The 11,476-nt window shown below is 63.4% G+C and carries 11 protein-coding genes, 1 tRNA gene and 1 pseudogene; 7 read left to right on the top strand and 6 right to left on the bottom strand.

The annotated features are described in order from the left end of the window. Positions 1-144 (top strand): cupin domain-containing protein (locus ACFC3J_RS20110; protein ID WP_375197801.1); only part of this gene is annotated, 144 nt, incomplete at its 5' end. A gap of 839 nt (positions 145-983) precedes the next feature. Here the strand turns inward: ACFC3J_RS20110 and ACFC3J_RS20105 are convergent. The 4 genes and pseudogenes from ACFC3J_RS20105 to ACFC3J_RS20090 form a co-directional block, all read right to left on the bottom strand. Next, positions 984-1,058 (bottom strand) — tRNA-Thr (locus ACFC3J_RS20105). A gap of 31 nt (positions 1,059-1,089) precedes the next feature. After that, positions 1,090-1,950: a hypothetical protein gene (locus tag ACFC3J_RS20100; RefSeq protein WP_375197799.1), complete on the bottom strand. Its 861-nt coding sequence runs from the start codon at positions 1,948-1,950 to the stop codon at positions 1,090-1,092. Continuing rightward, positions 1,947-3,265, bottom strand: a pseudogene (locus ACFC3J_RS20095) (replication-associated recombination protein A). The gene ACFC3J_RS20100 and the pseudogene ACFC3J_RS20095 overlap by 4 nt, the downstream one beginning before the upstream one ends. A 28-nt stretch (positions 3,266-3,293) precedes the next feature. Next, entirely contained in the window at positions 3,294-4,472 is a 1,179-nt protein-coding gene (locus tag ACFC3J_RS20090) for a glycosyltransferase family 4 protein (protein ID WP_375197798.1), read from the bottom strand. Between the two features lie 123 nt (positions 4,473-4,595). Between ACFC3J_RS20090 and ACFC3J_RS20085 the strand changes: the two genes are divergently transcribed. Beyond that, positions 4,596-4,814: a DUF2945 domain-containing protein gene (locus tag ACFC3J_RS20085; RefSeq protein ID WP_375197797.1), complete on the top strand. Its 219-nt coding sequence runs from the start codon at positions 4,596-4,598 to the stop codon at positions 4,812-4,814. A 58-nt stretch (positions 4,815-4,872) separates the two neighbouring features. Further along, entirely contained in the window at positions 4,873-5,523 is a 651-nt protein-coding gene (locus ACFC3J_RS20080; protein WP_375197796.1) for an MOSC domain-containing protein, read from the top strand. A gap of 160 nt (positions 5,524-5,683) precedes the next feature. Here the strand turns inward: ACFC3J_RS20080 and ACFC3J_RS20075 are convergent, their stop codons facing one another. Then, a complete protein-coding gene (locus ACFC3J_RS20075) occupies positions 5,684-6,106 on the bottom strand; it encodes a cupin domain-containing protein (RefSeq protein ID WP_375197795.1) in 423 nt (140 codons plus the stop codon). 79 nt (positions 6,107-6,185) lie between these two features. Between ACFC3J_RS20075 and rnr the strand changes: the two genes are divergently transcribed. After that, positions 6,186-8,495, top strand: a complete 2,310-nt coding sequence (rnr, locus tag ACFC3J_RS20070) for a ribonuclease R (RefSeq protein WP_375197800.1) — start codon at positions 6,186-6,188, stop codon at positions 8,493-8,495. A gap of 48 nt (positions 8,496-8,543) precedes the next feature. Here the strand turns inward: rnr and ACFC3J_RS20065 are convergent, their stop codons facing one another. After that, the gene (locus tag ACFC3J_RS20065) at positions 8,544-8,999 is read right to left on the bottom strand and encodes a universal stress protein (RefSeq protein ID WP_375197794.1); all 456 of its coding nucleotides are present in this window, start codon (positions 8,997-8,999) and stop codon (positions 8,544-8,546) included. Positions 9,000-9,204: 205 nt separating this feature from the next. Here ACFC3J_RS20065 and ACFC3J_RS20060 point away from each other — a divergent pair, with 205 nt between their 5' ends. The 3 genes from ACFC3J_RS20060 to ACFC3J_RS20050 form a co-directional block, all read left to right on the top strand. After that, entirely contained in the window at positions 9,205-10,500 is a 1,296-nt protein-coding gene (locus ACFC3J_RS20060) for a pyruvate dehydrogenase complex dihydrolipoamide acetyltransferase (protein ID WP_375197793.1), read from the top strand. Continuing rightward, positions 10,500-10,907 (top strand): acyl-CoA thioesterase, encoded by a 408-nt coding sequence (locus ACFC3J_RS20055; protein WP_375197792.1) that lies wholly within the window; start codon positions 10,500-10,502, stop codon positions 10,905-10,907. The genes ACFC3J_RS20060 and ACFC3J_RS20055 overlap by 1 nt, the downstream gene beginning before the upstream one ends. Positions 10,908-10,935: 28 nt before the next feature. Further along, the coding region (locus tag ACFC3J_RS20050) for an FAD-dependent oxidoreductase (RefSeq protein WP_375197791.1) at positions 10,936-11,476 on the top strand (541 nt) is incomplete at its 3' end.

Below are 11,476 nucleotides of genomic sequence, written 5' to 3'. Positions count from 1 at the left end.
ATTTTCGTCCCTGCACATCATTGGCAGGCGGCGCGGCCGCTGGGTGGATGGACTTTGGTGAGTTGCACCGTTGTGCCGGGCTTTGAATTTTCCGGCTTTTCGCTGGCGCCCCCAAATTGGTCGCCACAGGATTCTCTTCCCTGATCCGGGGGGCAAAAAAATATCCACACTTATCCACAGCTTTAGGGTTGAGCCGTCATCGGAGCGTCAGATTTCGCTTTGAACGACTCGCTTTTGGTGAGACGATCTCCTTATCGAAAAGGACGGGAGACAGAGAAATCTGGATGCCAAAGTCAGAGAGAAATCAATGACTTGAAGAACTTTTCGATCGTCGGGAAAGAAGCATGGACCGGAAGGAAAATGTGGAAAACCGATGGTCCTTTCATGGACGATGCTGTGCACGCGCGAAAGTGAACGTCGGGCATCGAATAGAGAGGGCGGCTGCGGGAGAACGGCCGGCCGGCCGGGCAAACGGAGCCAACACGATATGGAAGTCTTTCAGGCGGAAATATCGCGCGCCGAGTCCGATGATCGCATCTTGAAAGAGAAGCGGATCGAGAGACACGACGGAAGTGGGGACCGGCAGAAATGCCGGCCCCCATTTTGCGTTGGCCTGCCTGACTGCGTCAGCTGAAAGGGCAGGCTGAGCCAGAACATGAGGATGCGTGTCATCGCCATTCTGCTCGTCGGGCGCTGGGGCATGAGTGATGCCCGGGATCGGAAATCGGCCATGAGTGCAGGCGGTATCAATGGGATTGCCAGAGCTATTCCCAGCGGCACGATGATGAGGTCAATCGGACTAAGCGCGAAGGCTGCGACGCTGGCAGCGACGATTTTGGCTAACATCGGCGTTCGGCGATCGCGGGCGGCGAGTCATAAGGCGATGACTTCGAGCTTCAGCCCGCGTGCCCGGCGTTTCAGCCGTTCAAGTGCCATTGGGCGATTTTAGGCCAAAATGCCCAACCCGCAACGGCTTGGTTGAATGGTGCCGGATGAGGGGATCGAACCCCCGACCTTCGGTTTACAAAACCGCTGCACTACCGCTGTGCTAATCCGGCGCGCCCGTTTCGGACGGGGAGCGCCTTACTATCAGATGATACCGAACGTCCAGCCCTCCGTTGCAGCGATTTTTGCATCGAGCAATGGCGGCGTCCACAGACTGGGACGGGCAGCCGCGCGGCGAAGCCAGGCGGCGGTGAGAATGGCATCGGCGCCATGATCGTCGGGAGCCAGGCCTTCATGCGGCTGTGATTCGATCGCCAGCAGGGCGTCGTTGAGTGCGGTGAGGTCGCGCATCTTGGTCTGCCCCTTGGGCCGGCCGGCGGCGCGGGCCGCTATGCTGGTGTAGATTTCGACGACCAGCGAACCGGTCGGGGGCGGCGGATCGAAAGGCCAGACCGGAACATGGGCGTGGACATGATGCAACAGGCGCATGCCGGCAAAGCTTGCCTTGGCGACCTGCGCGGCGCCGATGGCGTCATAGACGGTGGAGGGCTTTCCGCCGCCCTGGGCGTTGTAATGCGCTTCGCACAGGCGGTTGTGCATATAGTCCGCCTTGGTGCCGTCGGCCTTCCCGAAGTAGAAATGGCGGCGGTGGGTCCGCTCCAGCAGGCTGGCGGCGCCAAGATCCTCATCATCGCAGACATGATCGACATAGGCCCAGAAGGCCGGGCCGGTGACCGGCACCGCATCTCCCGGCAGATAGCCGCCGCGCGCCACGAAGGGCGGAGCGAAGCTGAAATCGAAGCCGAACAGGGTGGGGGCTTCGCCCGCCTTTACGATCAGCCACTCGACGACCGCGCGGCGCGACCAGAATCCGCCGTCCGAAGGATATTGCAGCCTCGGAGCGGCGTCTCCGGCTTCGCAAAGTGCGATGGCGATCCCCTTGTGGCGCGAACCCTTGGCGCCCGACCAGTCGATGACGGCGTAGCGGGCGAAGCGTGAGGTCATGACTGGCGGCGTTCGGTCCGCAAGCGGTTCCAATAGGAGATGCGTTCGGCGATGCGCGCTTCGAAGCCCCGGTCGGTGGGGGCGTAGAATGTCTGCGGCTGCATTTCTTCCGGCCAATAATTGTCGCCGGAAAAGCCATCGGCCGCCTCATGATCATATTGATAGCCCTTGCCATAGCCAATGGCTTTCATAAGCTTGGTGGGCGCGTTCAGGATGTTCTGCGGCGGCGTCAGCGATCCGGTGTCGCGGGCGGACTTCCACGCTGACTTCATTGCGGCATAGGCGGCGTTGGATTTGGGCGCGGTGGCGCAATAGAGGCAGGCCTGCACGATGGCGAGTTCGCCTTCGGGGGAGCCGAGAAATTCATATGTGTCCTTGGCGGCGAGGCACTGGACCATCGCCTGCGGGTCAGCGAGGCCGATATCCTCCGTAGCGAAGCGGACGAGGCGGCGCAGGACGTAAAGCGGTTCCTCGCCAGCGGTCAGCATGCGGGCGAGATAATAGAGCGCGGCCTGCGGGTCGGAGCCGCGCAGGCTTTTGTGAAGAGCGGAGATGAGGTTGTAATGCCCCTCCCGATCCTTGTCATAAACCGCGACGCGGCGATGGAGCAGGGCGGAAAGCCCGGCCCGGTCGAGCGGTTCCGGAATGTCGATCGAATAGAGGGTTTCGACCTGATTGAGCAGGAAGCGGCCGTCGCCATCCGCGCTGGCGAGCAGGGCTTCGCGGGCAAAAGGATCGAGCGGGAGGGGGCGTCCGGTCAGGGCTTCGGCGCCGGATCCATGACGCAGCGTTCCAGCGCGCCGGCGTCGAGGCGGCGCAGGATCAGCACCTGCGCTCTGGAAAGGAGCGCGGCATTGAGTTCGAAGCTGGGATTTTCCGTCGTGGCGCCGACCAGCGTGACGGTGCCGTCCTCCACGAATGGCAGGAAGCTGTCCTGTTGAGCACGGTTGAAGCGGTGGATCTCGTCCACGAAGAGCAGGGTCTTTTCGCCGCACCGGGCATGTTCTTTGGCGGCGGCAAAGACCTTCTTGAGGTCAGCAACGCCGGAAAAGACGGCGGAGATCGGCTCGAAGCGCATCCCCACGGCGTCGGCGAGCAGGCGGGAAATGGTGGTCTTGCCCGTGCCCGGCGGTCCCCAGAATATGATCGAGGACAGGCGTCCCGCCGCCACCATGCGGCCGATCGCGCCATCCGGCCCGGTCAGATGATCCTGTCCCACAACATCGGCCAGCGTGCGGGGACGCAGTTTGTCCGCCAGCGGGGCATCGGCCGGGGTGGTGGTCGGTGTGTCTTCGGGAGCGAAAAGGTCAGCCATCGCCTTCGATATAGGAAGGCTTTGGCTTTCAGGGAACAGGACTTGAACGGACGAACGCGCCATGTTCGCGCTGGCGGATGATGCGGAGATAAGTGTCGACCAGCGCCTGATTTACCTGATCCCAGCCATAGCGTTCCGCCTCCTGCATTGCGGCGGCACCAGCGGCGGCGCGGGCGGCGGGATCGGTGCAATAAGCGGTCAGCGCATCGGCAAAGGCGGTGATGGCGCCGGGGCGGATCAGGCGGCCGGTCACGCCTTCCGTAACCAGGCTCTCGCTGCCCGTGGCGCGTGCGGCGACGGTGGGAAGGCCGCAGGCCATGGCTTCAAGCGTCACGTTGCCGAAGGTTTCGGTAACGCTGGGATTGAACAGCATGTCCATGCTGGCAACCGCACGGCCCAGATCGGCGCCTTTCTGGAAGCCGGTGAAGACGGCGTTCGGCAGACGATTTTCGAACCATTCGCGTGCGGGGCCTTCGCCGACCACCAGCACCTTGTGGCGGACATTCTTGGCTGTCAGATGGTCGATCGTGTCGGAAAAGACGTCGAGGCCCTTTTCCATCACCAGCCGGCCGATAAAGCCGATGACGGCTTCGTCGTCCGCGATACCAAGCGACAGGCGCCAGCCTGCGTCCCTGCGGCTGGAATTGAAGATTTCCCTGTCGATGCCGCGGGTCCAGATACCGACATCATAGCTCATGCGCTGTTCGCGAAGCAGTTGGGCCATGGATTCGGACGGCGCCACGATGGCGTCGCAGCGGCGGTAGAAGCGGCGGAGCAGCGATTCGATCGCGGGTTCCAGAAAGGCGAGGCCATAATAGCGCGGATAGGTTTCGAACCGCGTGTGCACCGAAGCGACAGCGGGCAGACCATGATTGCGCGCCCATGCGACGGCGCGATGGCCCAGCGGATCGGGACTGGAGACATGGATCAGATTGGGTCGGAAGGCCGCAAGGTCGCGGCGGACGGCGCCCGACATACGGTAGGGAATCCGATATTCGCGGCGACCGGGGACCGGGACGGACGGGGCACTCACCAGATCGCCGGTCGGCTCGAAAGCGGGGCTGTCAGTGGTGGCGGAATAAACGCGCACCGCAGCCCCCTGCCGCAGCAGATGGCCGACGAAGCGATTGAGCGCCTGGTTCGCGCCATCGCGGACATAATTGTAATTGCCGCTGAAGAGAGCGACGCGAAGCCCCTTAACATCCATGTGGCGCCCCTTAACGCACACGATCGAAAAACCCAAGGGAACCCTAAACGCAATCGGGAATTTTGCAGGCGGCGGCATGGAAAATCGGCCGACGCGGTTGCCCCTTCAGGAGAGAATGTCGAAATGACCGAACGCTTTCGCAAAGGAGTGAGGGTCAAGTGGAATTGGGGGCAGGGCGTCGGCCGCGGAAGGATTGCGGAGAGGTTCGAACGGCACGTTGAGCGCCACATCGAGGGCGTGCTCATCCGGCGTAACGGATCAAGTCGCAACCCGGCCTATCTGGTGACGACCGACAGCGGCAGCGAGGTGCTGAAGCTGGGATCTGAACTGAGTCCGGCTTAAGGCCGCCTTCGTTCGACTGGCGTTGGCCAACTGCCTGCTTTCATGGCAGGACGAAGGCATGAGCCAGAACTCCATGACGATCGAAGCCCTGTTGACGGGGAAGCCGGTGCCTTTCCGGGATGGCGATTACAGCGCCATTGCCAAGCGGCCGGTCGATGGATCGGTGCGGATCGGCTGGCTTGGCCTTGAAGGCGATGCCGTGGCGGATACGGTCCATCATGGCGGCTGGGACAAGGCGATCCATCTTTATCCGCAGGACCATTATGGCTGGTGGCAGGATCGCAAGCCGGGGCACGCCCTGCTGGATGCGCCGGGCGCCTTTGGCGAGAATATCGCTTCCCGTGGGATGACGGAGGAAGAGATTTGCCTGGGGGATCGCTTTTCCCTGGGCAGCGCCGTGGTGGAGGTGAGCCATGGGCGGCAGCCCTGCTGGAAGCTGGATCACCGGTTCGGCGAGCGGGACGTGATGGCGACGATCGTGAAGACGGCGCGCTGCGGCATTTATTTCCGCGTGATCCGGGAGGGCGAGGCGGAAGCTGGCACGCGCATGGAACTGCTGGAGCGGCCTTTGCCGGATTGGCCGATTGCGCGGGTGTTCCGCCTGCTGATCGGAGGCGGGCACAAGAATGAACCCGAAGCGGTGCGCGCGCTGGCCGGGATGCCGGCGCTGGCAGAAGCCTGGCGGGAGCGGGCGCTCAGACTGGCTTAGGTGCGCTGTGAATATATCCTGTCGTGCGCCTGGAGGTTCGATTCACGCTGCGCAACGATTGGGCTGGGCTGTCGGCGCTTGGACTTTCCCAACGCCACTCTCCAAACTCGACGATAATTTGCGCCAAGCGGACTGTCGCAAAACCAGCCATCGCGGTCAGTTACCGAACAGGTGCCTCGATCCGGTCGCCGTGGCTTTTGGGGGTGGAGTTGACCAATATCTCCACCGGAGCGTTGCTGCGGTTCTGCGCCTGATGCGGCATGCGTGGCGGGATTTCCATACCCTGACCCGCGGTCAGACGGGTTGTGCTGCCGCCCGCTTCCATCGTCAGTTCGCCAGAGAGAACGTAGAAGAATTGGCGGGCCTTGCGGTGATAATGGCGCACTTCCGCGGCGCCGGGAGCGAGCCGTTCCTCGATGACGGACATGCCGTCATGTCTGACCATATGCCAACCGTCATTCTTCCCGCCCCAGATATAATGTTCGGCGCGTTGCCGATCGATCATGCGGGCCGGGGGTGGCGGCGCGGTGGTGGCTGCGCAGGCGGCGAGAGGAAGAAGGAGGAGAAGGAGCGGGCTTTTCATGCCCCTCCGCAACGATTTGCCATCCCGCTTCCGCTATGGGGCACTGGCGCTGGGTGGCGGCTCTCCCTATAGCTGGACCATGGCATCGACCGAAAAGCAGAAAAAATCCGCCTCCTCCCGAACCAGGACGCAGCCCGCCGGCTTTCCGACGCGCGAACAGGTGATGGATTTCATCACCTCGTCCGACCAGCCAGCGGGCAAAAGGGAAATTGCGAAGGCTTTCGGCCTGAAGGGCGCAGAGAAGATCGCGCTCAAGGCACTGCTCAAGGACATGGCGGATGAGGGGCTGATCGATATCGGCCCCGCACGGGCCTTTCACAAGATGGGCGGGGTGCCCAAGGTCACGGTGCTGCGGATCGTCGATGTCGATGACGCCACGCTGATCGCCACGCCGGAACGCTGGGAGGCGGAGGGGCAGCCTGCGCCCCGGCTGCGCGTTGTAGAGCGCGGCAAGCGGGGCGCCCTGACCATCGGCGACCGGATTCTCGCGCGGACCGAGGAGGCCGGGCGCGGCTGGGTCGCGCATCCGATGAAGAAGCTTGCCAAAGCCAGCGAGGAATTGCTGGGCGTGGTCGAGGAAGGTCAAGACGGCAAGCTGTGGCTGCGGCCCGTCGACAAGCGGATCAGGCGGGACACGCCGATTTCGGACGCGGGGACGGCGAAGAAGGGTGATCTGGTGCTGGCGGAGCCGGTGGGGCGACCGCCGCGCATCACGGCGCGGGTGACGGACATTCTCGGCGATCCCTTCGCGCCGCGCAGTTTCAGCCTGATCGCCATTCACAAACATGGCATTCCGCATGTCTTTTCCGAGCGAGTGGAGGAGGAGGCGGTATCCGCGTCCAACCTCGCACTGCATGAGGATAAGCGGGAGGATCTGCGGCATCTGCCGATCGTCGCCATAGATCCGGTCGATGCGCGGGACCATGACGATGCGGTCTGGGCAGCGCCGGACGACGATCCCGCCAATGCGGGTGGTTACAAGGCGATCGTCGCGATCGCGGACGTCAGCTACTATGTGCGGCCCGGAAGCGCGCTGGACCGGGAGGCGAGGAAGCGCGGCAACAGTGTCTATTTCCCCGATCTGGTCGTGCCGATGCTGCCGCATCAGCTGTCGTCCGACATGTGTTCGTTGCGCGCCGGGCAGGACCGGGCAGCGATGGCCTGTCACCTCGTTCTTGACGCTTCGGGCAAGGTGAAGAACTGGCGCTTTTCCCGCGCGGTGATCCGGGTCGCGGCGGTGTTGGCCTATGAAGATGCGCAGGCGGCCATTGACGGCACGCGGGAGGAGCCGCTGCTGGACGAGGCGCTGAAGCCGCTCTGGGATTGCTGGGCGCTGCTGCGCAAGGCGCGGGACAGGCGCGAGCCGCTGGCGCTCGACCTGCCGGAACGGCGGGTGGTGCTGGACGAATATGGCAAGATCGTCAGCGTGGCAGTGCGAGAACGGCTCGACGCGCATATGCTGATCGAGGATTATATGATCGCCGCGAACGTGGCGGCGGCCAAGGCGCTGGAGCAGAAGAAGGCGCCGGTCATGTATCGCGTCCATGAACCGCCCAGCCGCGACAAGCTGGTCGCGCTGAAGGATTATCTGGCGACCTTCGAAATCGAATTCGCGTTGGGACAGGTGATAAAGCCGGCCACCTTCAACCGTCTCATCGAGCGGGTGGGAGAGGCCGAGGAAAAGCCCCAGATCATGGAGCAGATCCTGCGCAGCCAGACCCAGGCCTACTATACGCCGCAAAATGAGGGGCATTTCGGGCTGGCGCTCGGGTCCTACGCGCATTTCACATCACCTATCCGGCGCTATTCGGACCTGCTGGTGCATCGGGCACTGGTGGGCGCCTATGAGCTGGAACTGCCCGCGCCCAAGGGAAACGTGATCCCAGACCGCACTTCGCTGAGTGGCGAGGATATGGAAAATATGGGGCGCGTCGGGGAAATGATAAGCGGCCATGAGCGGCGGGCGATGGAGGCCGAACGCGAGACGATCGATCGCTATGTCGCGGCCTTTCTGGCGGCGCATGTCGGTGATCTGGTCGATGCACGGATTACCGGGGTGCAAAATTTCGGCTTCTTCGCGACGGTGGAGGGGCTGGGCGGGGATGGCTTGGTCCCCGTGTCGACTCTCGGCGATGAGCGCTTCTATTATGATGAAGCCGCGCGTGCGCTGGAGGGTGTGGAGAGCGGCGATCGCTATACGGTGGGGCAGCGGCTGCAACTGCGGCTGGCGGAGGCCGACCCGATCAATGGGGCGCTACGTTTCGAACTGCCCGATGCGCTGCCGCAGCGGCCGAGTTTCAGGAAGGATCGGGCAAGGCCCGGAGCCAAGCGCGGAAGGCCCGCCAATATCCGGCATATCGGATCGAAACGGGGGAAGCACAGGCGGTGACCTGATCTCGGCGACCCGGCATCGCTGGATGACGGATTGAGGCGGGGTTCAGCTCAGCCGATCGATCGCTTCTGCATCGAGTCCGCCGGGGATGATCATGATAGGGCAGGGCAGTTTGCCTGCGTCCGCGCCCGCAAAATGCGAGACGAGCACACCCGGCGGGCCGCTGGCAGCGGCGCCCAGCACCAGAGCAGCGACATCGTCCATCTCCTCCAGCGTGCGGCGGACGACCGTTACCGGCTCGCCCTGACGCACGGTGATGCTCGGACGGATGCCGGATTCGTCGGTCAAGGTGCCTGCCGCGCTCGTCACCAGCGCTTCGGCGCGCTGCAGCGCCTCATCCTCCATCGTGGCCTGAACGCCGCCCCACTGGACGAATTCGGCAGGCGGAATGAGCGCGAGAATGCGGACAGCGCCTGCCGTCTTGGCGGCGCGGCGGGCGGCGAAGCGAAGCGCGGTTTCCGCCTCGGCCGATTCGTCGACGACAACCAGATATGTCCGCATTGCTTGCCCAATCCGAAGTCCAAAAGCCCCCTTTACCGGGGCGTCAGGCTGGTTTTTAGAACCTATATGGTTAGCTGTGAACCAGTCTGGTGAAATGTGCCGGATAATTGAGGCTGGCGCAAGGGATGGCCTTGACCGTTCTGGCCAAAGCGCCGAAACGGCTTCTCATTGCCACATGCTTCATAAGATGAGAGGCCATCCACCCATGAGCAAAACGATCCAGATGCCAGCCCTGTCCCCGACCATGGAAGAGGGGACTCTGGCGAAGTGGCTCGTGAAGGAAGGCGACACCGTTTCATCCGGTGATCTGCTGGCTGAGATCGAGACGGACAAGGCGACGATGGAATTCGAAGCCGTCGATGAGGGCGTCGTCGCCAGGATTCTGGTGTCCGAAGGGACCGAAGGCGTTAAGGTCGGCACCGTGATTGCCATCATCGCCGAGGAAGGGGAGGATGCAGCCGCGGTAGCCGCCGGCAACGCTTCTGCGCCCAAGCCGGAGGCTGCGCCCAAGGCCGACCCGGTTCCCGCAAGCGCTGAGGCTGCCGTGCCCACCGCGGCGCCGAAAGCTGAGACCGTGCCCGCCAAGGCGGCTTCTTCGGACGGCCGCGTCAAGGCCAGCCCGCTGGCGCGCCGTCTGGCCGAGGCGAAGGGCATCGATCTGGGTGCCGTCACCGGTTCCGGCCCGAGCGGTCGGGTCGTGAAGGCGGATCTTGAAGGCGCTGCCCCCGCCGCGAAGGCGTCGGCACCGGCACCGGCCGCCGCGGCCGCTGGTGCTTCGGTTCCCATGGCGGTCGCTGCGCAGGACTTCGGCATCCCGCACGAGGTCATCAAGCTCAACGGCATGCGCAAGACCATTGCGCGCCGCCTGACGGAATCCAAGCAGCAGGTGCCGCACATCTACCTGACCGTCGATGTTCAGCTCGACAGGCTGTTGAAGCTGCGGGGCGAACTCAATGCCGGTCTGGCGAGCCGCAACGTCAAGCTGTCGGTTAACGACCTGCTGATCAAGGCGCTGGGCGTGGCGCTGATTCAGGTGCCGGAATGCAATGTCCAGTTTGCCGGCGACCAGATGCTGCAATTCAAGCGCGCCGATATTTCGGTGGCCGTGTCGATCCCCGGCGGTCTGATCACTCCGATCGTGATCGGTGCGGACGGCAAGGGCGTGGCGGCGATTTCGACCGAGATGAAGGATCTGGCAACCCGTGCCAAGGACGGCAAGCTGAAGCCGGAGGAATATCAGGGCGGCACCGCCTCGCTGTCGAACATGGGCATGTTCGGCATCAAGCAGTTTGAAGCCGTCATCAACCCGCCGCAGGGCATGATCATGGCGATCGGCGCGGGCGAAAAGCGGCCCTTCGTCATTGACGACTCGCTTCAGATCGCGACGGTTATGTCGGCTACCGGCAGTTTCGACCATCGCGCGATCGACGGCGCTGACGGCGCGCGCCTGATGCAGGTCTTCAAGGAGCTGGTCGAAAATCCGATCGGCATGCTGGCCTGATGGCTGGACTGGACGAGCAGCCGCCGCAGGACAGCCCGGCGGTGCGCGTCATCGCCATGCCGGCCGATACTAACCCCTATGGGGATATTTTCGGCGGCTGGCTGATGAGCCTGATGGACTCTGCGGCCGGATCGGTCGCGGCCCGGCACAGCCATGGGCGTGCTGTCACCATCGCGGTCGAAGGGATGAGCTTTCTTCGGCCCGTCGTGGTCGGCGACGAGGTGTCGGTCTTTGCAACTCTGAAATCCGTTGGGCGCACGTCGATGAAGATCGATGTAGAAGCCTGGCGCCGTGCCCGGCATGACGACCGATCCTATCGCGTGACCAAGGCGACTTTCACCTTCGTTGCGATCGGGGAGGACCGTCAGCCCCGTTCCGTGCCGCCCTTTGCGCCTCCGGCGGCCTGATCTTCCTGCACAAGAAGAAAGACATAATATGGCTGAGAATTACGATGTCATCGTTCTGGGTTCCGGCCCCGGCGGCTATGTGGCCGCGATCCGCTGCGCCCAGTTGGGCCTGAAGACGGCCATTGTCGAGCGTGAAAATCTGGGCGGCATCTGTCTGAACTGGGGCTGCATTCCGACCAAGGCTCTGCTGCGTTCGGCGGAAATCTATCATTATATGAGCCACGCCAAGGATTATGGTCTGGCTGCCGAGAAGATCAGCGCCGACATCGAAGCGGGGGTGAAGCGGTCGCGCGGCGTCGCCAAGCAGCTCAATCAGGGCGTCACGCACCTGATGAAGAAGAACAAGATCACTGTCCATATGGGCGACGGCAAGCTGGTCGCGAAAGGCAAGCTCAGTGTCACCAAGGATGGCAAGACCGAGGAACTGACGGCCAAGAACATCATCGTCGCCACCGGCGCCCGCGCCCGCGACCTGCCCTTCGCCCCGGCGGACGGCAAGCGGGTGTGGACCTATCGCCATGCCATGACCCCGCCGGAAATGCCGAGCAAGCTGCTGGTCATCGGTTCGG

Source organism: Sphingobium sp., assembly GCF_041987595.1.
Taxonomy (GTDB): Bacteria; Pseudomonadota; Alphaproteobacteria; order Sphingomonadales; family Sphingomonadaceae; genus Sphingobium.
The sequence above is the reverse complement of the archived record's forward strand: the minus strand, read 5'-3'. Positions and strand labels throughout refer to the sequence as shown.

What these genes read in the sequence shown, in the direction of transcription:
- ACFC3J_RS20100 (WP_375197799.1), bottom strand. Translation starts at nt 1,950, where the DNA reads ATGACCTCACGCTTCGCCCGCTACGCCGTCATCGACTGGTCGGGCGCC.
- ACFC3J_RS20060 (WP_375197793.1), top strand. Translation starts at nt 9,205, where the DNA reads ATGAGCAAAACGATCCAGATGCCAGCCCTGTCCCCGACCATGGAAGAG.
- ACFC3J_RS20090 (WP_375197798.1), bottom strand. Translation starts at nt 4,472, where the DNA reads ATGGATGTTAAGGGGCTTCGCGTCGCTCTCTTCAGCGGCAATTACAAT.
- ACFC3J_RS20055 (WP_375197792.1), top strand. Translation starts at nt 10,500, where the DNA reads ATGGCTGGACTGGACGAGCAGCCGCCGCAGGACAGCCCGGCGGTGCGC.
- ACFC3J_RS20085 (WP_375197797.1), top strand. Translation starts at nt 4,596, where the DNA reads ATGACCGAACGCTTTCGCAAAGGAGTGAGGGTCAAGTGGAATTGGGGG.
- ACFC3J_RS20080 (WP_375197796.1), top strand. Translation starts at nt 4,873, where the DNA reads ATGAGCCAGAACTCCATGACGATCGAAGCCCTGTTGACGGGGAAGCCG.
- rnr (WP_375197800.1), top strand. Translation starts at nt 6,186, where the DNA reads ATGGCATCGACCGAAAAGCAGAAAAAATCCGCCTCCTCCCGAACCAGG.
- ACFC3J_RS20065 (WP_375197794.1), bottom strand. Translation starts at nt 8,999, where the DNA reads ATGCGGACATATCTGGTTGTCGTCGACGAATCGGCCGAGGCGGAAACC.
- ACFC3J_RS20075 (WP_375197795.1), bottom strand. Translation starts at nt 6,106, where the DNA reads ATGAAAAGCCCGCTCCTTCTCCTCCTTCTTCCTCTCGCCGCCTGCGCA.